General features: G+C 70.2%; 16 protein-coding genes and 2 pseudogenes. 7 read left to right on the forward strand and 11 right to left on the reverse strand.

The window, feature by feature from the left end; genetic code table 11:
- Window positions 1-90 precede the first annotated feature (90 nt).
- Window positions 91-465: a hypothetical protein gene (locus OG788_RS02270; protein ID WP_406368795.1), complete on the reverse strand. Its 375-nt coding sequence runs from the start codon at window positions 463-465 to the stop codon at window positions 91-93.
- Window positions 466-1,306: 841 nt separating this feature from the next.
- Here OG788_RS02270 and OG788_RS02275 point away from each other — a divergent pair.
- Window positions 1,307-2,443 carry an ATP-dependent DNA ligase gene (locus OG788_RS02275; RefSeq protein ID WP_406368796.1) on the forward strand — a complete coding sequence of 379 codons (1,137 nt, stop codon included), beginning with the start codon at window positions 1,307-1,309 and terminating at the stop codon, window positions 2,441-2,443.
- Between the two features lie 340 nt (window positions 2,444-2,783).
- Here the strand turns inward: OG788_RS02275 and OG788_RS02280 are convergent, their stop codons facing one another.
- Both OG788_RS02280 and OG788_RS02285 read right to left on the reverse strand, forming a co-directional pair.
- Entirely contained in the window at window positions 2,784-3,182 is a 399-nt protein-coding gene (locus tag OG788_RS02280) for a hypothetical protein (RefSeq protein WP_406377032.1), read from the reverse strand.
- A 164-nt stretch (window positions 3,183-3,346) separates the two neighbouring features.
- Window positions 3,347-4,375: pseudogene (locus tag OG788_RS02285) on the reverse strand (helix-turn-helix domain-containing protein); the annotation flags it as partial.
- A gap of 85 nt (window positions 4,376-4,460) precedes the next feature.
- On the opposite strand from OG788_RS02285, the gene OG788_RS02290 reads away from it, so the two are divergent.
- On the forward strand, window positions 4,461-5,102 hold the full coding sequence (locus OG788_RS02290; RefSeq protein WP_406368797.1) for a uridine kinase: 642 nt from the start codon (window positions 4,461-4,463) through the stop codon (window positions 5,100-5,102).
- 180 nt (window positions 5,103-5,282) lie between these two features.
- Here OG788_RS02290 and OG788_RS02295 read toward each other — a convergent pair whose 3' ends face one another.
- The 3 genes from OG788_RS02295 to OG788_RS02305 all read right to left on the reverse strand — a co-directional run bounded on the left by OG788_RS02295 (window position 5,283) and on the right by OG788_RS02305 (window position 9,867).
- Window positions 5,283-5,504, reverse strand: coding sequence for a hypothetical protein (locus OG788_RS02295; RefSeq protein WP_406368798.1), 222 nt, complete (start codon window positions 5,502-5,504; stop codon window positions 5,283-5,285).
- Window positions 5,505-5,599: 95 nt separating this feature from the next.
- On the reverse strand, window positions 5,600-9,430 hold the full coding sequence (locus tag OG788_RS02300) for a hypothetical protein (RefSeq protein ID WP_406368799.1): 3,831 nt from the start codon (window positions 9,428-9,430) through the stop codon (window positions 5,600-5,602).
- On the reverse strand, window positions 9,427-9,867 hold the full coding sequence (locus OG788_RS02305) for a hypothetical protein (RefSeq protein WP_326783507.1): 441 nt from the start codon (window positions 9,865-9,867) through the stop codon (window positions 9,427-9,429). The genes OG788_RS02300 and OG788_RS02305 overlap by 4 nt, the downstream gene beginning before the upstream one ends.
- A 152-nt stretch (window positions 9,868-10,019) precedes the next feature.
- Here OG788_RS02305 and OG788_RS02310 point away from each other — a divergent pair, with 152 nt between their 5' ends.
- Together OG788_RS02310 and OG788_RS02315 are read left to right on the forward strand one after the other, a co-directional pair.
- Window positions 10,020-10,604 carry a tetratricopeptide repeat protein gene (locus OG788_RS02310; protein ID WP_406368800.1) on the forward strand — a complete coding sequence of 195 codons (585 nt, stop codon included), beginning with the start codon at window positions 10,020-10,022 and terminating at the stop codon, window positions 10,602-10,604.
- A 748-nt stretch (window positions 10,605-11,352) separates the two neighbouring features.
- Complete coding sequence (locus OG788_RS02315; RefSeq protein ID WP_406368801.1) at window positions 11,353-11,556, forward strand: hypothetical protein; 204 nt, start codon at window positions 11,353-11,355, stop codon at window positions 11,554-11,556.
- A 7-nt stretch (window positions 11,557-11,563) separates the two neighbouring features.
- Here OG788_RS02315 and OG788_RS02320 read toward each other — a convergent pair whose 3' ends face one another.
- A complete protein-coding gene (locus OG788_RS02320; RefSeq protein WP_406368802.1) occupies window positions 11,564-13,054 on the reverse strand; it encodes a M4 family metallopeptidase in 1,491 nt (496 codons plus the stop codon).
- Window positions 13,055-14,076: 1,022 nt separating this feature from the next.
- On the opposite strand from OG788_RS02320, the gene OG788_RS02325 reads away from it, so the two are divergent.
- Window positions 14,077-15,720: an ISL3 family transposase gene (locus OG788_RS02325; protein WP_406368803.1), complete on the forward strand. Its 1,644-nt coding sequence runs from the start codon at window positions 14,077-14,079 to the stop codon at window positions 15,718-15,720.
- Here OG788_RS02325 and OG788_RS02330 read toward each other — a convergent pair.
- The 3 genes from OG788_RS02330 to OG788_RS02340 all read right to left on the reverse strand — a co-directional run bounded on the left by OG788_RS02330 (window position 15,687) and on the right by OG788_RS02340 (window position 17,866).
- Window positions 15,687-16,184 carry a hypothetical protein gene (locus tag OG788_RS02330; RefSeq protein ID WP_406368804.1) on the reverse strand — a complete coding sequence of 166 codons (498 nt, stop codon included), beginning with the start codon at window positions 16,182-16,184 and terminating at the stop codon, window positions 15,687-15,689. The two genes, OG788_RS02325 and OG788_RS02330, sit on opposite strands and share 34 nt — an antisense overlap.
- Before the next feature lie 255 nt (window positions 16,185-16,439).
- Entirely contained in the window at window positions 16,440-16,889 is a 450-nt protein-coding gene (locus OG788_RS02335; protein WP_406376648.1) for a GNAT family N-acetyltransferase, read from the reverse strand.
- Between the two features lie 134 nt (window positions 16,890-17,023).
- Window positions 17,024-17,866 (reverse strand): CAP domain-containing protein, encoded by an 843-nt coding sequence (locus tag OG788_RS02340; protein ID WP_406368805.1) that lies wholly within the window; start codon window positions 17,864-17,866, stop codon window positions 17,024-17,026.
- Window positions 17,867-18,368: 502 nt separating this feature from the next.
- On the opposite strand from OG788_RS02340, the pseudogene OG788_RS02345 reads away from it, so the two are divergent.
- Window positions 18,369-18,497 (forward strand): annotated as a pseudogene (locus OG788_RS02345) (thioredoxin-disulfide reductase); the annotation flags it as partial.
- Window positions 18,498-18,594: 97 nt separating this feature from the next.
- Here OG788_RS02345 and OG788_RS02350 read toward each other — a convergent pair.
- Complete coding sequence (locus OG788_RS02350; protein ID WP_406368806.1) at window positions 18,595-18,816, reverse strand: hypothetical protein; 222 nt, start codon at window positions 18,814-18,816, stop codon at window positions 18,595-18,597.
- Window positions 18,817-19,042: 226 nt separating this feature from the next.
- On the opposite strand from OG788_RS02350, the gene OG788_RS02355 reads away from it, so the two are divergent.
- Window positions 19,043-20,842: a S8 family peptidase gene (locus OG788_RS02355; RefSeq protein WP_406368807.1), complete on the forward strand. Its 1,800-nt coding sequence runs from the start codon at window positions 19,043-19,045 to the stop codon at window positions 20,840-20,842.
- Window positions 20,843-21,250: the final 408 nt, after the last annotated feature.

The raw sequence follows: 21,250 nt of genomic DNA on the forward strand, positions 1-21,250 counted from the left end.
TGCCTTCACCCGTGCCCCCAGCCCTCGTGATCAAGGGAGCCGATCCTACGCCCAGCCCCTTGTCAGGGTCACGCCGGAAAGGTGGAGTGCTCAAGTGTCGTATGTGCCGTCCCATGGTTCGGAGAAACCGAGACCATCCCGGCACAGCTCGGTCCAATCCTCGTCCACGCCCGTCAGCATCCCTGAAGGCCCCGTCGCCGCCTCGGCGACGGGGCCTTCGGCATGCCCGCACACCCTCAGGAGATCTCCATGACGCGTGCCCGGTTCACCGACCCCGAACTGCAGGCTCTCTACGAACGCCTCGCCCCTGCCGAGTTCGGCGCACCGGCCGATACCGCCGAGGCCATCGCTGCCCGCGAGGGCCTTGAGCTGGCCGCCGACCTGGCCGCGGCACGCCGGCGCACCGCCCGCACCATCGCATCCCGACGGCTCACCGCTCCGCGCCGCCTCGCCGACGGCCAGCACCGTGGCACACGACGGGCGGCCCCGGCGGCCCTGCAGGCAGGGGCAGCGCGATGTGCCGGTGAGGTTCCCGGCGATCGGGCGTGCTTGCCTCGCAAGGCATGTCACATTGCTCTGGTCGGGGAGCGGGCGAGGGGTGTCGGTGAGAACTGTGGAAGCAGGGCGTTGCGGACCGTGCCGCTGGCCGGGGAGCTGATCGCCCGGGCCGCGGCCCGCTACGGGCTGGCGGCCGCCGACGTGGTGCGGCTGTGGTCGTGCCGCAACTCCCCCGCCCGGCACGAGGACGGCGGTGTGCGGGCCGATGCCGAGCTGGTGCCCAACGAAGCCGGGCGGCGTGTGCTCGCGGGGCTGTGCGGGGTTGAGCCGGCGGTGCTGGCGCACGCGTTGCCGACGTTTGCCGTGGACGACCCCGGGACCGGCAGCGCTGTCCAGGCGCAGGCTCGGTGGCGGGCGGCGTCCGCGGTGGCAGGGCCGGCCGCTTTCGGGTGCCGTCTGTGCACCGCGCGGCGCCCCGGGCAGGTGCGGGCGGTGCGGTTCGTGCCGCCGTGGCGGCGGGTCGGCATCCGGCACGGGCGCTGGCTGCTGGACGCGGACGCCGACCAGCCGCTGGAACACCTTCCGTTGCGGGACCTGCCGGAGGTGGCGGCGGCGCAGCGGCGGTGGGCGGGGTGGCCAGGCGCGGGTTGCGGGCCGGGGTGGAGCCGGAGCAGGTTTTCGCTCCGGCCCATGCGGTGGTGGCCCGGTGGTGGGATGAGGCCCTGTCCTGGGATCGCTCTGATGCGCCGTGGAGAGGGAACCCCACGTCGCTCGCGAAGCGTCGTGGCCATCGCGCACACTCTCTGTCGTGGACACGAAGATGACCAAGAGCGCCGGCGAGCACTGGGTCTGCTCGGTGCTCGCAAGCGCCGGATGGGGTGCCGCGCTCACCCGCGACGGGCTGGAGCGCACCGACATTCTCGCCGTCCGAGCCGATGGCACCCGTCACATGATCGAGGTACAGGTCAAGACGGCAAGCCCTATGCAGCGGCCGAACTGGCGCTGCGGGACCAAGACGCAGTTGCCGTCCCTGAGCGACCGCGAGTGGTTCGTGTTCGTCGCTCTGGACCCGACGCCTGGGCAGGCACCGGCCTCGTACGTCGTCCCGCGTCCGATGACGGTCGACCGCGACGAGGCGCTGTGGATGCGCGAGTGGGCTCCGACAGGAATTGAGGGGATCGTCGCCAAGCGATTGACCGGCGCCTTCGAGAGCAAGGTGCGCGGATGGGAGAAGGCTCGCGTCCGTCACTCGAGCGACGCGATTGTCGGCGCGGTGACCGGCCGCGTGAGTGCGCCGTCCAGCCTGTTGCTCGGCCGACTCGATACCGAGGGCCGTCTCCGCTTCATCGGCCGCACCACTCCCCTTACTCGTGAGCTCGCTGCCAACGTCGGAACTCTGCTTCAACAGCGAACGGGCCGACACCCTTGGACGCGCCGCCGGTTCTCGGCGGGCTGGGGCAGCACGCAGACTCTCGATGTCCACCTCGTCGAGCCGGAGCTTGTCGTCGAGGTGAACGTCGACATCTCCTTGGATGCCGGTGGCCGATGGCGGCACCCCGTGCTTCTTGTACGTGCCAGGCCCGACCTGGAGATTTCCGGCGTCCCCTCCATCGGCTATTGCTCCCGTATGGCAGCACAGTCGCCGAGTCATGGCGGCCCTGCTTCGGCACCGCCGCAGTGCTTGCCAGCACAGCCCGGCGTCTCGGCAGCAGTTCTTCGTGAACCCGAAAGGGCCCCCGCTGCGGGGGCCCTCGGTCGTGGAGACCGGTTGTCAGGCTCAGCAGAACACCTGAACGCGGTAGGCCAGGTGATCGACATCGCTCGGCAGCGCCTTCTCAGTCCATGCCGGCACGTCGATGAATTCCTCCGGATCCTCGAATCGATCCTGGAACCAGATCCGGAACGAGTTTCCGTGAGCCTTGGCGTAGTCGTAGTAGTCGTGTAAGCCGCTGACTCCGCACTGTTCGACGTTCCAGACGTTGCCATCGACGTGATAGACGCAGGCCCTGCCGTACTCGCACCGGTAGTTCCAGAATTGAGGCTGGGCTTCGGCCGCAGAGGCGCTGCTCGGGGCCACGGTGAGCGTGGCGACTCCGAGGGCAACTGCCATGGCCGTACGGGTTGCAAGCCTCTTGATCGACTGCATTCGGATCCCTCTCTGCCAGGGTTCTCACGTGGTGCGTCACGATGGGCGCCTGGAGAACTTCCCGTGGGCCAGACCGCGAGGCGACGTGCTGCGGCCGGGCTTCGTGAGGGTTCACCGTAGGTTTGCCGCAAGGTGGGCGCTAACGTTTCGAAGCCCGTCGAAGCCCGCCGCACGCAAGGGTGACTCTTTCGGCCACACGCTGGCTTCGGAAGTGGCCGAGGAAGTCCTCCCACTCGGCATCGGTAGGGGTGCGGTACTCCTCGGCAGGTCGCAGCGATCGGCGGCGGGCGATGAACGCGCGATGGGCTTCGGTGGCTTCGGCTGGGTAGATCGCGTTGTAGCCCATAGTGGGGTTGATGTCGGCCTGGCCGGCGATGACCTGCGCGATATGAGGCGGGAGGCCGGAACGGATGGCATCGGTGATGAACAGACGGCGGAAGTCGTGCGGCGCGAAGACCAGAGGCTGGCCGGTTGAGTCGGTGAGCCCGATGAAGGCGAGGACCTCCCCCAGCGCCGTGCGGATGAACTCGCCCGACATGCGGGATCTCTCGCCGCCGCGGTCCCACTGGAACAGCAGCTTGCAACAGTGGGCCGATCTCGCCGGTGGTGGGCAGCCGGTACTGGATCACCGCGTCGTGGCTGATAGATAACGGGGGTGATGCCTACCGTCTGCGCGAAGGTCTGGACGAAGGCGCTGGTTGTCGACCATCCGCACGCGCGGGCGGTGTCGGTGACGGTGGCGCCCTCGGCGAACATGACCATCGCGGTGAAGATCCGGGCTCGGGTGCGCCACTGGGGGAAGGTCATGCCGAACTCGTCGCGGTAGAAGCGGGAGAGGGTGCGCTCGCTGGTGTGCACGCGGCCAGCGAGCTGGGCAAGGGTGCAGGGCTGGTGCAGGTCCTCTTCGACGAGGCGGCAGGCGTCGGCCAGTCGTTGGTCGCGGGCCGGTGGCAGGGCAACGGGCTGGGCTGTCACGCGGCGCTGTCGGTCGCGCAGCACTTCTTCGATGTGCCGGGTCTCCGTCTGTTTGAGTGTGGTGCTGGTGAGCGCGATGAGCAGTTCGCGCACCAGGGGGCCGACGGCGATGACCGTCGGGCGTTCGGCGTCGAGCAGGGGCGTCCTCCCGTGGGCGGGGAAGCCGATCGTGTGGAAGCGACTCTGGCCGTAGAAGCGGTGGCGAGGGTGAGCGCGATTGCCTGGTCGTGATCGCGGGGCACCGGGTCTGCTTGTCTGCTCATGCCCGGCGCGCAGGCACCCGGACGGCACCTGCCCTCCGGGTACGACCTGCCACAGGCTCCCGCCGCCGCACTCGCGGTACTGCAACGAGTCCCGGCCGATGGCGACGATGCACGACCGCACCCGCTCGCCCCAGCGCAGGTACCGCACGATCGGCGAATTCGTCGTCGCAACCGGTCCCTCGTTCCACGCCGGCCTGCGCACCGACACCTTCTGGACGGCCCGCCAGGTCGACGTACACGGTGCGGAAGCGGCAGCGGCCGCCGGAGCAGCGGACAGGGCGGTCGCGAGGACGGCGGCGACGGCGGCCGCCGTGGTGAGCAGACGTCGAGTCGGATGCATGACTACTCGTTCCCGCGCGTCGACGTCACGCCCGCGCCCAGGGCCGCTACGCCACGCTGAAGGTCCGCGGCATCGCCGAGACTGGCGTGCAGGTCGATCGAAGGTCGCGGCCCCGGGTCTCCGCTGAACCGGGCCTCGTCCCCTGCTTGCCATGGGCGATCACGCCGCCGTACATTCCCTGCACCCGGCTTGTCCGGCCGCTTCGTCTATCCCCTTTGAGCACATGAGGAGCGCCCGTATGACGGGTGTAATGGCGGTCGCAGGCGGCACCGCATCCGGCAAGTCCACCCTTGCCGAAGCCCTGTCGCTGCAGTGTCCCGAGAGCGTGGCGCTGATCCATCTGGACGACTATTACGTGCCCGCGCACGACCCCCTGAGGGGTGTGTGGACGGTCAGTGCCGACGGGCACGCCGTCCTCGACTGGAACCATCCGGGGTCGATCGACGAGGCAGCGGTGGCACACGCCATCGACGCGGCGCTGCTGCGCCCCGGCGTGCTGCTGGTGGTGGTCGAGGGCCTGTTCGCGCTGTCACTGCCGTCCGTGGTTCGGCGGGCGGCGTGGCGGGTGTACGTCGATACCCCCGACGACATACGCCTGGCCCGCAAGATCCTCCGGAAGATCGAGGCGCAGCGGCAGGACCCCCGGCTGTCCCTGCGCAACTATCTGCAGTCCGGCAGGGACCGCCACGCAGCCCATGTCGCGCCCTCCCGGGCAGCGGCCGATCTGGTCGTGGACGGGACCGCGAGCGAGGCGGAGATGCTGGCGGCCGTCATGCCGCTGATCGGGCCGGCCCTCGCGCCGCAGCCCGCGGCGCCCTCGCGGGCTCGGGGGGTGTGCGGTGAGACCCGTACCCCCGGGGTCCCGGCGTTCGCGCTATGACGTACCCGGGCGCACCGGCCCCGGCGAGAGACGCCCCGTGATCACGCTTCCGGCAACACAGCCCAACCCCCGGCGGGCTCTCAGGCGAATCACGACCGATCCAGTTCACCCGCATCCAGGCGAACTGCAGGGGCGGCACAGCCCCCGGGAGAGGGCGAGCCGGTACCGGACGCGCCCCGGTCACAGGACTCCCGATGGGCCGCGAACCTCGCCGCCGCCCGCCAGTTCCACGCCCGAGAGGGCCATCCAGAAGACGTCTGAAAAGCCTGTCAGCGGGCTGATCTTGCGAGGCAGCCGCACGAGGAGCATGGCCATGGTGAGGTAGATGACGTTCTCCGAACACACACGCAGGTATTCGTAGTCCTTCGACGGGCGGCGACACCGTCCCAGCCGGGCGAACATCCGCTCTATCACCCAACGCCGCGGGACCACCGCGAAGAGAGGTCCTTGGGCCCGGGTCACCCGTACGCACTCTCGACGCTCAGGCTCCCCGGTCATCAGAGGCGGGTGGCCATCACGTGCGCGAGGCGCAACAGGTCGCGCACGCCCGGATTCTCCCCGTCAGCCCGCGCCAAAGCCGCGCGCTCAGCGTCGCCCAAACCGGCCGGCAACCGCCGCAACAGCGAACCGGGATGGTGCAGATCGTGCACCCGGGTCACGAACGCGAAGGAGCGGCGCCGCGGCGGCGCCTCCACGTCGAGCTGCCCGGAGTAGATGACGTGACGTCCGCCCGGCGCCGCCAGCACCGCGCGCAGGCGACGGGCGGAGCCGACGATCGCGGGCGGGGCGTCGACCGGGGCGAGACCCCGCCACGGGTCGAAGAAGCGGACCCGGCCCTCGGAGCCGGCGTGAGCGCTGACCACGTCCCAGGCCGGGACCGCGCACAGCTGCGACAGCATCGGGGTGTCGCGGGACGCCACCGGCCGCATCCCGCCGGCGTCCAGCCGCCACAGCACCAGCCCGCCGTGCCGCCCCGCCGTCACGAGCGCGTCCTCCCCGGCGAAAACCAGCTCCCGTACCGGCGCGTGCTCCGCCGGTACAGCGGCCGCGTCCAGCGCGTGGCCGAGTGCGGCGTGGACGGCGATCAGGCGGTAGCCGTCGCACAGCACCATGCGGTCGCCCCTGGGGGTCACCGCCATCGGACCGCCGGTGCTCAGCGCCCACTGCCCGAGGTCGACCTGGCGCAACTCCCCGGTCGTCTTCAGGACCAGGACCTGCGGCGTGAGGGGCAGCGAGACCACGCACCCGTACGCCGTGGCCGCCAGGTGCGCCCCGGTGAGCGTGCGGCTCTGCGCCAGCACCCGCGTCTCGAACAACGTGTGCCGGACCAGTTCCGCCCGGGCCGCGTACCCCTCGCTGCGGCGCAGCGCGACCACGTCCCCGGGGCCCAGGACGGCGAGCGACTTGAGGCACACGGGGCCGCGGTGGAGCACCGTCCGCGTGCCGGACTCCGGCTCAAGGGTCTCGATCACGTCGCGCGACTGCTCGTCGAGGTCGTCCGTCACGTGCGCGATGGCCAGCACCTCGCCGCCGTGCCCGAACGCGCTGTGCGCCGCGGAGAACAGGCCGAAGTCCTCGGGCAGCGTCCGGGTAGCCGCGCCGGCCGCCTCATCTACGAGGGCCCGGGCGCGGCGCGGGGAGAGGGACCGCAGCCAGCCGAACAGTTCCGCGTCCAGCGGACGGTCCGGCGCCCCGGCGCGCCGCGGGATCCGGTGTACGAGGTGCACCGCGTCGGCGAGGGGAGCGGAGCGGACGAGCTCCCAGTACGCCGGCCAGTCCCGCCGACGCGCGAGCCCGCTCGCCGTGTCCTCCAGTACCGCCGCCGACGCGTGTGGAACGGGCAGCAGCTCCGGAAGCCACCCGTCCACCGCGATCCGAGCCTCCGGCACCTGCCGGCCCAGGGAGTCGGGGTCGAGCACCCGCCGCGGAACGTCGACCTCGGGCTCCGGCGGCAGGCCCGCCGCCCGGAGCGCACTGTTCTGCCGCGACACCGCGTCGCCCAGGGACGACATGTAGGTGGCGGGCGCGCGGTCGGCCAGCCGGCGAAGCCACGTCACCGCCTCCTCGCCGACCTCCACGGCCTCCCGGGGACGGTCTGCGTCGAGCAGGATCCCGTGCAGGCTCATCAGCGCCGTCGTCCACGCTGAGGTGTACCGGTGCGGATCGGTCTCGGCGAGGCGCCGGTTGAGCTCGGCCACCTCCCGCGCCGGCGCAACGGCCTCGGCGTGCTGGCCGCGCGCGGACAGGTGCTCGCGCAGCCGCTCCAGCGACGCGACGAGCGGCGTGTCCTCGACCAGTGCCCCCTCGCGCACCAACTCCCGGCCCAACTGCACCGCTTCACGCAGGGCGACGTCCTCCGCAGGCGGACGGAACGTGAGGGCCGCCCCGTTGGACAGCGCGATCGCCAACCCCCTGCGCTGCCCCGGATCGTGGACGGCCGCCCTGCGGTACGCGCTCGCCGCCTCCTGGTTGGCCCGGTACGCCTCCTCCCACCGACCGGCCGACTCCAGACGCACACTGACATTGGCCAGCGCGGTCGCCCGGTACGGTTCGTACCGGCGCAGATCGTCCCGGGCGAGACGGGTGAAGAGGTCCACCACGCGCTGCTGCGTCGCCACCGCTTCGTCGACCTCGCCGGTGCGGTGCAGCAGACCGGCGACGTTGGTCAAGGTGCGGCCGACGTGCTCCTCGTACGTCTCCGGATCGTCGGCGGCCAGCTCCTGGAAAAGCTCGGCCCCGCGCCGCGCCGCCCGCAGCGCCTCCACCCTGCGCCCCAGTTCGCGCAGGTCGTTGCCGTGCCCGGCGTACAGCCAGGCGCGTTCGTGCCGGTCCGGCGCCGCCGCGATCCGGGACGCGAACAGCCGGACGTTGACGGCGGCCCGTCCCACCACGAGGTTCGCGGGGGTCGGGTGCGGCACGGCGTCCACCACGTCCTCCAGGAGCGCCGTCGTGATGTCGGGCAGTTCGGCCAGAGCGGTGAGGGCAGCGCCCCCGGCGGCCACGCCGAGGCCGGGATCGGCGGCCAGCAGCGGATACAGGCAGGCGGGCCCGAGGTGCGGCCAGCGGCCCGCCGCCGCGATCAGCGTCGACACCCCCCGGGCGGGGCCGGAGCCGTGCCGCAGCACGGCGCCCGCGGTGTCCGCCGCCCACGCCTGCGCCGGGTAGTCGGCCGCGTGGCCCGGCACGGTCAGCGCGACGAGGTCCTCCGCCAACCGGTCCGGATAGAGCGGTTCCAGGACCGTGCCGTCCACGCCCTCGGGCGGCGGGTAGCAGACGCCGTGGTCCGCCAGCACGGTGGGCGTCGGCTGCCCGACCTCCAGCGCGTCCACCAGCAATGCTCCCTGCTCTTGCGGCTGCGCGCCGCTCAGGGAGGCGGCGAAGACCACCCGGTTCATGACCGCCGGGGACAGGGTGATCCGTCCCGCGCCCCGCCGGTCGTGCAGCAGTACCCAGCCCAGGTGCTCGCGGTCGAGGAGGTAGAGGGTGAGTCCCGCCAGATCGGGTGGGGCGCGCCGTCCCGAGGCCGCGGCGTCGATGGCGACCAGGGCGGCCATGTGCACGGCGAGCACCAGCCTGAAGTCGTCGTCGGCGAGGTCGGGTTCGCCCGCCGGCGCTACGATCCCGTACCGCTCGGCGAAGGCGGCGCGTGCCGCACGGAACATCGCCCCCCGCTCGCCCTGCCCGGCCGCCGGGCCGCTCGGCTCGTCCAAAGGCCCGAGGGCCTGTGCCGACACGTCGATCTGCTCACTGGCGAGCGCCCCGCGCAGCGCGGGCCAGGAATCGGTGCCGCGCGCCAGCAGCAGGACGCGGGCGCGCACGTCCGGCCGGTGCAGCAGGGCGTTGCTGAACAGCCAGGTGAGGGTGGTCAGCGGCCAGCGATCCGCGTAGTCGACCAAGAGCAGGAGGCCGGCCGCAGTGTCCGGCGTCAGGTCCTGGCTGCCGGGCGGCGGCAGTACGGTCCCGGGCCCCTCGACCGCGGTGACCACCTTCCAGCCCTGCCCGGACAACTCGGCGGCCAGCTGCTGGGCCAGCCGGGTCTTGCCCTGCCCGCCCGGCGCGTGCAGCCAGCGCGCCGCCCGCTGCGGACCGCCGGCGCACCAGGCGTGCAGCGCTCCCAGCTCGTCCTCCCGCCCGGTGAACGGCGCCACGGCGAACCGAGCGTGGAGCATCCGGCTGGGCTGCTGCCGCAGCCACTGGGGATCCGCCTCTGGGGTCGGCGCCCACCGGCGCAGCACGTACAACGGCGTGCCGTCGCCGAACACATGGATGTCCGCGCCGACGACACCGTAGGCGAACCCGCCCGTCGCGCTGACGTGCTGCTCGCTCACGTCGCGCGGTCACCGCGGCCGGCACCGGGCTCCTGATGGACGATCACGTTCCCACCCTGCGCGCCGAACGCCTGCCCATGGTCTCGCGCCTCGACGTGCTGCACCCAGTGGCGCTGCTGGGCGGGCAGTTCGTCCTGCAGCCGCCGGGTCAGCTCACGCACGTCGTCGGCCACCTCCGGGTGCGCGTGAAGGAACTGCTCGAGCCGCAACTGCCACGCCGGTGCCAACTGCCGGCGCGCCGCCTCCGGATCCTCCGCCCCGGACACCAGGGCGGCCTCGCTCTCCAACAGCGCGACCAGCGCACCCTGTTCGGGTGCGTCATCCCGCCCGAACAGCCGCAGCAACCCGGAGCGCGCGGCGCCCCAGGCGTCCGTCGCCATCGCGGCGACGAGCGTCGTCGAAGCGGCCGTCGCGACCGCCGCCAGGGATTCGATCATGGGTGTCCTCCCGTTGCCGTGCCCGCCCCATCGTGCCACCGCGGCGCGGCCCGCGCCCGCGCCCTCCCCAATCAACGTGCCGCGGTTATATGGTGGTCGGCCGCACCACCGGGACAACGACACGGCAACGACGCCGTGGGCGAGGGGGCGTCGTGTGGCGTCGCAAGGGCCCGAACCGCACCGGCCTGCGCCGGCAGCTCCGCACGGCGCGCGTCCTGTTCGACACCGGCGACTTCGCCGCGGCGGAGGTGCTCCTGCGCCGCCTGCTGCCCGACTGCGAGGCGGAGTTGGGAGCGAACCACGGGGAGACCATCGGCCTGCTCAACCTGCTCGGCTCCACCCTCTACCAGCAGCGCAAGGCGGCTGCGTCCGCGCAGATAGCCCGCGAGGCCACCGACCGTGCGGCCCGCGCCTGGGGCCCCGACGACCCCGCGACCCTCGACTGCGCTCACAACCTCGGCGCGGCCCTGGCCATCCAGGGCGACGTCTCCGCGTCCGTCGCGGTTCTCGACGACACCTGGCAGCGCCGCGCCCGCCGCCTCGGAGCCGCCCACGAATCCACCCTCACCACCGCCAACACCCTCGGCGCGACCCTCTTCGCCGCAGGCCTCCGTCGCGACGGCCTCACGGTCCTGCGCCGCGCCCACGCCCAGAGCATGGGCCTGCCGGCCGGGCATCCGGTGCGTGTGGACATCGCCGACAATCTGCGGATCGCGGAACGGAACGCGGGCAGCTGACCGGCGGCGCCCCGACGGGGACGCCACCGGCAGGCCGCTCGATCCGCTCAGCAGATCTGTCCAGCGACCGCGGCCCGGCAGCGCCGAAAAAGTTCCCCAACGCCGTACGCCTTCAACACGCCGTAGCGGTCGCCCTCCTGCTCGACGACCATGGGCGGTTGTGCCGAGTAAACCGGACCGGTCCTCGATGAAGAAGTAGCCATCCCCCGCGTCACCGGTGCGTCGAGGTGCGTTCGGTGAGCTCGCGGAAGTGCACTCGAACTCCTAGGTCGTGGCCACGATGCCGGTGATGGCGGATCGTCGCCCGGTCGAGCGCAGGCATCAAGCAACGGATGTACCCGACGAACGCCTCCTCGGCGTGCTGGAAGCCGACCACACCATCAGCGCCATCTGACCCACGGCGCTGGTTCCCGCTCAGGCCGGCGGGAACCGGCGCCGGGAGGCCCCGCCATGTACCTGGTCGCGCCCGACCCCGGACACGGAGTCGTCGCTGCGCCCCGCGCGCCGCAGGACCTCACCGCCGAGACCGAACAAGCCTCACCTCACGGGGGTTCACCTGGAACAACAGCATCGAAGCGTACGTCCGGCCGACACCCGCAGACGAAGCGACGTCCACGGCGGCGGCCGTGGCCGCCGAGCTCCGCACCCAGGGCCACTACGTCATCACCCCCGCAGCCGTCGCGCTCGCGCAGCTCCCGACCTGAGAGCAGGCAGCCCAGTCACCCAGTACGCCCCGGAGGGATACCCCATGGCCGCAACCACCGCGCCCGACCTCACCACGGATGCCGTCACCGTCACCACCGACCGCATGGGCCGCCTGTGCGCCGTCACCCCCGACGACGGCTACCGCCTGATCGCCGTCCACGCCGCACGCAAGGGCATCGCGCCCGAGGCACGCGGAAGTCCATGCATGGGCGTCACACCAGCCGATGACCTGCAGGTTCAGACTTAAAGAAGGCTCAATGCACCTGGTCAGTGGGGAGGCCCACACTCGACCAGGCATCAACGACCGCCTGATGCTCCTCGCCCTGGCCGTAACGGTTGAGGGCGGCAGCGACGGTGAGCCGGGCGAAGTCAACGAACTGCGTCTCTTCCGCCAGTTCGCCACCGGTGAGGACATCCCACCAGATCCATCCGGCGCGCTCCCACGCTTTGCCACCGAGCCGCTCTGCCACGAGGTAAAAGGCGCGGTTAGGGATGCCACTGTTGATGTGGGTGCCACCGTTGTTGCGCTCGGTCTGCAGGTACTGGCCCATCGTCGCGGGCTGCGGATCCCTGCCCAAAGTGTCATTGTCGTAGGCCGTGCCCGGCTCCTTGAGCGAACGCAGCGCGACTCCATTGATCCCGGGTGCCAGGAGACCGACTCCGAGCAGCCAATCGGCCTCCTCGACGCTCTGCCCGAGCGCGTACTGCTTGACCATCACTCCGAAGACGTCGCACAACGAGTTGATGAGTGCCCCGGGTTGTCCATGGAAGACAAGGTCCGTCTGCTGGATCATGGCCTTCATCAACTCGGCTCCCACGACTTCAAGGCACTGGCTGAACCGGGAGAAGGTCTGATCGTCCCCATCTCCCAGAACAAGCAGGGAACCGTTCCAGAAGCCGTTGTTGTACTTCCTGCCGTAGTGAACGACCGCCGGTACGGGCAGTCGGGGATCGAGAAGATATTCGCGGCCGAAGACCTCACGCAGGAATCGGGATGTGGCCACGAGACCGTCATAGGTCTCATCGACCGCAGAGTCGCCCACCGGTTCGTCGCCAGTGGCACGGGCCACAGGAAGCCTGTCAAGCTCTTCCCCCCACCGAGCCTCGAAGACTATGTGCTGCACGTCTTCGGGGGGTGACCGGTCGCCGATGAACGTCAGCTCACCATCCGTCACACGCCACCCGAGGCCCTGGTATGTCAGCTGGAGCCCACCCTCCTCGGTCAAGCGCTCGTACAGAGAAAGCGGGATCACTCCTGAACGCAACAGCGGATGAGTTGAAGTCCGGCCTGCCAATGGGGCGCCTTCCAGCCGCCTAGTCCAGTCCCGAACCTGGACCTTCGGTACCTGCGCGACCTCCCCTATCGCGGAGATGGCCCGCGTCAACCGCTCCACTGTCCAGTCCAGGAGTTCGCCGCGATCCGCCGCGGAGAGGGTGTCGTCCGCAATGAACGGCACGATCTCCAGAGCCGCGTAACCACGGTGCACAGCCTCAAACGTGGCACTGCTGCGCCGACGCGCCAGCAACGCACCCTGGCTGTCCCATGCGGCGCGGTTCAACGTCGGCGCGGCCCAGTGCCCGGTCTGCCGAAAATAGGCGACAGCGGTGCTGTCCCGGGTGAGTTCGGCGTAGATCAGCCTGGCAGCCGTGCGAACGCTGGTGCGTGTATGAAGCCAGGTTCCACCAAATGTGACGATACCGCCGGCCACCGCGCCGATAAGCGTAGTGATCAGGGCAATGTCCATCTTCGCCCCCCGTCGCCCCCTTCCACCCAGCGTACCGAGAACTACCGGGGGCGTCGGCGCGCCAGGAGCAGCTAGTGTCCTGCGGTCCCAATTCAATCCGCCCGGTCTGCTGCTCAGAGTCTGAGCGGACCGCACGTCAGCCGATAGGCCTCCCGGACCCAGGGCTCCTTGGCTTGAGGGTTCACGCCGCAGGCCAGGGATGCACCTATACCGCTGAACCAGGTGCTCTGCCGCAGACGTCACGGCCGGGGCAGGTCGCGGTGAAGCTCGCGTTGACCGCCTGGACTCCCTCGGCCTCGACGAAACGCCCAGGTCCCTTGCGCGATCCCGCCGCGCTCCACTCAGGACCGGAGCCAGGCGCCGAATCCATCCCCCGCCTGTAACCTCGGCGCTCCAGCTCCTTGCCTAGCACTCCCCACTGAACCGGCGGGACGATGCCCTCCACGTGCTCGAAGAGGCCAAGGAGCTGAGCATCCGTCAATGATCGGGCGTATACCGTTTGGCCCTTGACGCTGAAGTCGCGAGGCTGGGGCGGCAACCCCAGCTCATCCCAGTTTGCATTCACTCTGGGAGCGAGTGGCCGGTCGCCTTCGAGGCCGCGAAGTTCTCGCTCGATGCGAGGGATCGGACCGACCCCAGCCCCGGACTCTGTCCGTCTAGAGGACGCCGGCGAGCGGGGCTCGGGATTGCGGGGCCTCAGGTATTGCACGAGACCGACAATGGCTGACATCACGCCTGCCGCAATTCCTACCGCTTCCCGGTCCACCAATCCATCACCAACGGATGGACGCCTCGACGGAACAATTCCAGGAAGCCTGCCCGACTAGCAGGACGCCCAGTTTCGCCAGGTCGAAGAGCTCATCGTGCCTCCCGAAGTGGCGAACATCTGCTGTCCAATCTCGGGCTCTGGCTCAACTTCTGTGAGGCGGCCACTCTGAGTGAATGCTGGGCCTTTTCGAGCGCTACGTGAAGTCGCCCGAAATGGTCCGTGGGCAACGCAGTTGGGCGGAATGTTCAGAGCCGTGGAAGAGTTCCTGCTCCGGCTCAAGGAGTTGTTGTTCCCGTCGATCGCTGACGTCGCGGTGCTGTCCGTAGACGTGAACATCGCGCTAGTGCGCGTCGATGCGCAATGCACCGCCGACGGTGCCGCGTGCCCGGTCTGTGGTACCTGGTCGACCGGGATTCACGGTTTCTACCTGCGGTTTCCCGCTGATGTTCCCAGCGGAGGCCGACGGGTTGTCCTTCAATTGAGGGTCCGGAGGTTCACCTGCGGAAACTCGGGCTGCACCCGCCGCACCTTCGTCGAGCAGATACCGGGCCTGACACGCCGGCACAGTCAGCGGACCGAACGGCTGCGCTCGACTCTGGCGTCGGTCGGCCTGGCCCTCGCGGGCCGGGCGGGCGCCCGAATCGCTCGTGTCCTCGGGGTGTCCATCAGCCGCAGTACGGTGCTGCGGCTGGTGGACGCGCTTCCCGAGCCCGAGGTGGCCGCGCCGCGGGTGGTCGGTGTCGATGAGTACACCACCCGCAAGGGACGCCACTACGGCACCATCCTCATCGATGTCGAGACCCGCCGCCCTGTCGACCTGTTGCCCGACCGGGAGGCGTCCAGCCTGGCGGCCTGGCTCGCCGAACGGCCAGGCATTGAGGTCATCTGCCGCGACCGGGCGCCGTTCTTCGCCGAAGGTGCTTCCGTCGGTGCCCCCCAGGCCGTTCAGGCCGCGGACCGGTGGCACCTCTGGCACAACGTGAGCGAGGCTGCCGAACGAGCCGTCGCCCAGCACCGCCACTGCCTCCGCATGCTTGTCACAGCCCTCGCCGAACCCGATCCGGAACCTGAGCCGGAGGAAGATCCATCCGGCTCGCCTTGGCCGGCCAGCCATCGCTTCGCCGACCGCACCAGGGCCCGGCACGCCGACGTCCATGCTCTGCTGGAGGCCGGGCACAGCCGCCGCTCGGTCCAGCGTCAGCTCGGCATGACCTGGCGAACCGTCAAGCAGCTCGCCGACGCCGCCAGGCCGGAAGAGCTCTTTACCGGGCAGTGGCAGAACCGGACGTCCGTCCTCGATGACTACAAGCCATACCTGGACGAACGGTGGAACGAGGGCTGCACCAACGCCTGGAAGCTGTGGGAGGAGATCGTGCCACTTGGCTACAAGGGCAGCTACCAGCGCGTCCGCGCCTACCTGCACAAGAAGCGCACCTCACCACGACCGGTGGTTGCCCGGCCGCCCTCGCCCCGAACGGTCGCCGGATGGATTCTCCGGCGCCCGGAAACCCTTCCCGAGGCTGAACAAGTGCAGCTCAAAACCGTTCGCACCCACTGCCCCGAGATTGACGCGCTCACCCGGCACGTCCGCTCCTTCGCCGTCATGCTGACCGAGCGCCAGGGCGCGCGTCTTCCGGACTGGCTCGCCGCCGTCCGGCAGGATGACCTGCCAAGTCTCCATACTCTCGCCGCAGGCATCGACCGCGACCGCGATGCCGTCATCGCTGGTCTCACTCTGCCCTGGAACTCGGGAGCAGTCGAAGGCCATGTCAACCGGATCAAGATGATCAAGCGCCAGATGTACTGCCGGGCCGGGTTCAGTCTCTTGCGGAAACGAGTCCTGCTGGCATCCGGACGGGTCCGTCACGAGCTCTGCTGGAGTCGCTCCGCAGCTTGAGCAGGGGTGTCGTAGTAGCCAGGCCGTGCCAGTAGGACCGAGCTGAAGTGGTAGCCCTGTTCTTCCTCAGGCTCATCGTCGGCTGCGAACGGACGCCAGAAGCTCAGCAGCAAGTCCGGGGCGATGAACGAAGCATCGTCGTCAGGATCTTCCTCGATCGAGGTGAACTCACCCATGCGCTGGACAACCTCGCGGGATGGAAGTGCGAACACGTCCACACCCTGAAACAACACCCGATCCGTCTGGGACGACGGCCTTCCCAGCTCGATGGCTTCAAGCATGTCTCGCACGCAGTGGATGCTGATCATGAGCCCGCTGGGACGGAAGACGTGTTGCCCCGGTCGATCAGACTCCGAGATCGCAGAGAGATCGCGGAGCGAGTCCAGCGCTGTATTGGCCGCGTGCCGAGTCATACCGATCCGCAACGGGCCAACGCCAGTCGGCGGGGCGAGGTCGAAGTCCATGTGGGCATGATTCCAAACAGATCTGTCAACGAGTCACGAGGGCCATCCAGTCCCGGCAGGTTACAGAGCGTGAGAGCTCCACAGAAGTTGTGCCAGAACCCAATCTCGTGAACATAGCCAGAAGACGAAGCTTGGCCCATGGCACTCTTCAAAGAGTGCATCGTCCGTATCGACGGCGACAACGCCCGCGTGCGCTTCTGACCTCACCGAGGCCGCCGACAAGTCAAGCACAAGCTGAGGCGGCCTCCGCCCGTGTCAGCGGGCGGAGCGAATCATCACGATGAGCGTCGGTGACGCCGGTGACGGCTGGCTCTGGCCGAGGTCTTGGTAGCCCCACGACTGGTAGAGCTGGTGGACCTTCCCGTCACCGGCCGCCGGGTTCACCATGAGCGTCACGTACGACTCGTCCCGCGCGGCCAGGAAGGCGTCATGCATACGTCGCGCGGTCCCGGTCCCCCGCCACTCGTCCCGTACGCCGATCTCCTTCAACGCCACAGCCGGACGGCGGGTGTACTCCTCCGCCGGTTCCGGGGCAGTGCGCTGCCAGTACCGGTCACCGTGCTCGATGCGGTTGCCGTAGGCGTAGCCGACCGGATGCCCATCGGCGTACGCGAGGACGACCGCGAACCCCGGCTCGGCGCCAGACTTCCTTGAGGCGCTGTCGCCGCGGACCACGACCAGCCGGGATTCTTGGGTGCCCACCATCAGGGCCCTCACGTTCAATCCTCTTTGGCGACCCGGACTCGCGCAGTACCTGCGCCCTGGACAGAACGGCACCCACGCCGGCCGCGGCCGGCGTGATGGTCGGCGGGCCATGACGGGCGTGGGCCCCGTGAGCGTCAGCGGGCCGTGCCGAAGTCCTGCGTCCAGTAGTTGCCGGGCTGCGCCACCCCCACACCGATCTCCTTGAAGCCGCAGTCCAGGATGTTGCGCTTGTGGCCGGCGCTGGCCATCCAGCCCGCCATGACCTGGTCGGGCGTGGAGTACCCGTACGCTACGTTCTCGCCGTAGGTGCTCCAGAGGTAGCCCGCGCGCGTGATCCGCTGTCCCGGGTCGGACCCGTCGGAACCGGTGTGCGACATGGTGTTGTGGCTCGCCATGTCCGCGCTGTGGGCCTGGGCGGCCTGCGAGAGCTTCGCGTTCAGGGCGACCGGGGAGCAACCGACCTTGGCGCGCTCGCTGTTGACCAGGGCGACCACGCGGGCGACGGCGGGGGTCGCCGTGCCTGCGGCGGGAGCCGTGACGGTGGGCGGCTTCGGTGAGGCGGTCGTCGAGGGGGGCACGGCGGTCGGCTTCGGCGCGGCGGCGGTCCTCGTCGGGGCGGGCGGGGTGGTCCCATTCGAGACGGGCGCCTTGGCCTTCTCCAGGGCGGGCGCCTCAGTCCTGGGAGAGGTCGTCGGCGAGGCCGAGGGCGAAGCCGTCGCCGTGGGCCTCGCGGTCCGGACGTCCCGCCCCCGGTGCCCGTCCCAGGATGCCTTCCTCCCGTCCGTCCGGTGCCGGTCCCAGGACCCCTTCCTCCCGTCCGTCCAGGGACCGCTGGACGTGGCGGTGGTGGCCTCGGCTCCTTCGTCGCCCATGCACGCTATGGCGGCCGACGGCACCGCCACCGCGCCCATCGCCAGGACGGCGACGGCTATGGGCCGGCGGCGCGTCTTCCTGCCGTGCTTCCGGTGGTTCCTCATGCGGACCTCGTTCGGTCGACTCTCCTTGCGCCTCCGACGGGCTCGGTTTCGCACAGACACTGTGCTTGACCTGCGGGGACGCCTTGCGGGGCCGTCATTGTTAAAAGCCGCGGGAGGGCACGACAACGGGGGCTTCCACTACCTCGCCTAGTAGGCGAGAGCACCCTTGAATCCGGCCCGGGATTGTGCCGGGCCGCCGCGCCGGACACCGACCGCGCCTCACACTCCGTCAGAAGGGCGGCAGAGGCAGTCCGGCGGCTCGAGGCCGGTGACCCGGGCCGGTGACTCCGGCCGAGATGCCGCGTATGCCTGCTTCCATATGCCAGATCCGCCTATATCAGCCACACGCCACGTACTATCGCGGCACGTTGATGAGGATCGGGCACGTGAGGGATGTCACCGACTTTCCCCACAACCCTTTCGGTGCCCGGCGTGCGAGAAGTGCAGTCAGGCGGCGGGACCGTGAGCAGGAGCGCGTCGAGGCCGCCGGCGTAGATGCCGTGACGTCGTCGACCGTACCTACCGCCAGGCCATCACCGCCGCCGCCAGCGGCTGCCAGGCGGCCCTGGACGCCGAACGCCACCTCGCGGCGCTGGGCGACGAACACGCCCTCGCCTCGGTCCCCGCGTAAAGGCAAGAGGACAACACCGGGACATCCGGTGGAAGGCATCCACTGCGACGTGGATGCTGCCAGAACCGAGCTGAGCGCCCCCGTGCCCGAGCCCGATCTACGGCCGGGCCGCGCTGTGGAGCCCAAGTGGGACGGGTTCCGGACACTGGTCTCCGTCGCGCAGGGTGACCGCACAGGCCGGACGCCGCCCGCCCTCGAGGGTGTGCCGGCGGCTGGGCAGCAGCACGGCCTGCCCGCCGGCGGGCTCGTCACCGAACTGCGGGCGCACCTCGGTCAGCCACCACACCAGCAGCCCGTCCACCCCGTCGATGGCCGGCACCAGGTCGGCGGCGTACGCCAGGGCGCGGTCGGCGTCGCCGAGCTCCCGGTGGATCCCGACCCCCCGATGCCCGGAGTACGTCCCTTTTCAGCCATTCCCCTCTAACGCCCCTGCGCGGAAAGGTACTTCCGTACGGGAGCACGCGCCTGACATCTTGCATCCACCACTCGTTTCGTACGGCCCCGCCGGTGCCCTCAGCACGGCCGGGCCGTCTCCGGAGGACGCATTGATACTCCACATATCCAGCCGGACTAGACGCACGCTGGTCCTGGCGGCCACGCTCGGCGCCGCCCTCGCGTTCGGCGCCCCGGGCGCCCTCGCGGGCACGCTCCCCGTCGACCCCTCCCCCGCGCCGGGCGCCAAGGCCCACGCTCCGGCCGCCGTGCCGGCTTCCAAGAGTGCGACCTGGGTGGCCGGCACGCGTGCCTACCTCGTGATCACCGCCCCCGGTGACAGTTCGGCGGTCCGCTCCGCGATCGCGGCCAACGGCGGCACCGTCTTCTCGAACTTCGACGCCATCGGCGTGATCGTCGCCCACTCGGCGTCCAGCGAATTCGCCGCCACCATGCGCGGCGTCGCCGGCGTGCAGCAGGTCGGCGCCACGCGCACCTCGGACGTCCCGGCCGACGCCTACAACCCGGCGCTCCCGGCCAATCCGGCCCAGGCCTCGACCCCGGCCGGAGAACCGGTCCGGGCCGACATGAGCCAGATCAAGGCCGACCAGGCCTGGGCCGTGAACCCGGGCTCCGCCTCCGTGACGGTCGGCATCCTGGACACCGGTGTGGACGACCAGCACCAGGACCTGGCGCCCAACTTCAACGCGGCCGACTCGGTCTCCTGCGCCTACGGCAAGCCCGACACCCGTGTCGGCGCCTGGCGGGACGTCGACACGCACGGCACCCACGTAGCGGGCACCATCGCCGCGGCCAAGAACGGCAAGGGCGTTGTCGGCGTGGCCCCCGGGGTGAAGATCTCCGCGGTCCGGGTCGCTGAGCCGGGCAACTCCTTCTTCTTCGCCGAGAACACCATCTGCGGCTTCGTCTGGGCCGGTGACCACGGCTTCAAGGTCACCAATAACAGCTACTACACGGACCCGTGGCAGTTCAACTGCCCGGACAACATCGACCAGGCCGCCATCATCGAGGGCGTCAAGCGCGCCCAGGAGTACGCCGAGGGCAAGGGCTCCCTCCAGATCGCCGCCGCGGGCAACGAGAACTACGACCTCGCCCACAAGACGACCGACTCCGCGAGCCCGAACGACTCGACGCCGGTCACCCGCACGATCACCAACGCCTGCCTCGACATCCCGACCGAGCTGCCGGGCGTGGTCACGGTCGCGGCCAACGGCACGGGTGTCACCAAGGCCTCGTTCTCCAACTACGGGCAGGGCGTCATCGACGTCGCGGCGCCGGGCAGCAACGTGTACTCCACCGTCCCCGGCGGCGGCTACGGCAGCAAGAGCGGCACCTCGATGGCCACCCCGCACGTGGTCGGCGTGGCGGCACTCATCGCCAGCGCCAACCCGGGCATCACCCCGGCGCAGATCCGCGCCAAGCTGGCCGCCCAGGCCAACGACATCGCCTGCCCCTCGGACAGCCGCTGCACGGGCACGACGGCCAACAATTCGTTCTTCGGCGAAGGACAAGTCGACGCCCTCAAGGCCGTCGGGACCACCCCGCCGCCCGGTAAGTACTTCGAGAACCTCGCGGACTTCGCCATCAACGACAACGCGACCGTGGAGAGCCCCATCGCCATAACCGGCGTGACCGGCAACGCCCCGGCCACCCTCAAGGTGGGTGTGGACATCAAGCACACCTACATCGGTGACCTGAAGGTCGACCTGGTGGCGCCGGACGGCACCGTCTACACGCTGCACAACCACGCCGGCGGCAGCGCCGACAACATCGCCCAGACCTACACCGTAAACGCCTCCTCGGAGGCCGCGAACGGCACCTGGAAGCTGCGCGTCAACGACAACGCCGCCTCCGACACAGGCAAGATCGACGCCTGGAACCTGACCTTCTAGCGCAGGGCCCGGCAACACCCGCGTACAACACGCACTGCGCCGGCGACAACTCCTTGCCCCCGGCCACGGACACGGCGGGCTGCGGTCTGTTCCGCCAGGGCTGCGAACTGCTGGGCGGCAGAGGGCATATGGGCCTCGGCAGCGGTGAACGCCGCGGTCGGGGCCCCTATGCCGGCGACGTCCAGGAAGGCCGCGAACGGCCTGGGGCCGGCGTCCAGCTCACCGTGCGCCTCCCTGAGGAGCTGCAGGGCCGTGTCCGCGCTGCCCGTACGGGCAGCGGGGCCGCGGCTGCGCGCGGCGCGGCCCCGAGGAGCGCCGGCCGGCTCGACCTGCTGACACCCACGCGGCGGCGCAGAGGGCACGGCCGAGGGTCTGACCGGCGCCCCCGAAGGTCTGTCCGGCGGCATC

The sequence above is a fragment of the Streptomyces sp. NBC_00647 genome, assembly GCF_045207245.1.
Classification (GTDB): Bacteria; Actinomycetota; Actinomycetes; order Streptomycetales; family Streptomycetaceae; genus Streptomyces.

Excerpts from the sequence above, each read along its gene's own strand:
- OG788_RS02280 (WP_406377032.1), bottom strand. The coding sequence starts at position 3,182 with ATGTCGGGCGAGTTCATCCGCACGGCGCTGGGGGAGGTCCTCGCCTTC.
- OG788_RS02290 (WP_406368797.1), top strand. The coding sequence starts at position 4,461 with ATGACGGGTGTAATGGCGGTCGCAGGCGGCACCGCATCCGGCAAGTCC.
- OG788_RS02295 (WP_406368798.1), bottom strand. The coding sequence starts at position 5,504 with ATGTTCGCCCGGCTGGGACGGTGTCGCCGCCCGTCGAAGGACTACGAA.
- OG788_RS02305 (WP_326783507.1), bottom strand. The coding sequence starts at position 9,867 with ATGATCGAATCCCTGGCGGCGGTCGCGACGGCCGCTTCGACGACGCTC.
- OG788_RS02315 (WP_406368801.1), top strand. The coding sequence starts at position 11,353 with ATGGCCGCAACCACCGCGCCCGACCTCACCACGGATGCCGTCACCGTC.
- OG788_RS02320 (WP_406368802.1), bottom strand. The coding sequence starts at position 13,054 with ATGGACATTGCCCTGATCACTACGCTTATCGGCGCGGTGGCCGGCGGT.
- OG788_RS02330 (WP_406368804.1), bottom strand. The coding sequence starts at position 16,184 with ATGGACTTCGACCTCGCCCCGCCGACTGGCGTTGGCCCGTTGCGGATC.
- OG788_RS02335 (WP_406376648.1), bottom strand. The coding sequence starts at position 16,889 with ATGGTGGGCACCCAAGAATCCCGGCTGGTCGTGGTCCGCGGCGACAGC.
- OG788_RS02340 (WP_406368805.1), bottom strand. The coding sequence starts at position 17,866 with ATGAGGAACCACCGGAAGCACGGCAGGAAGACGCGCCGCCGGCCCATA.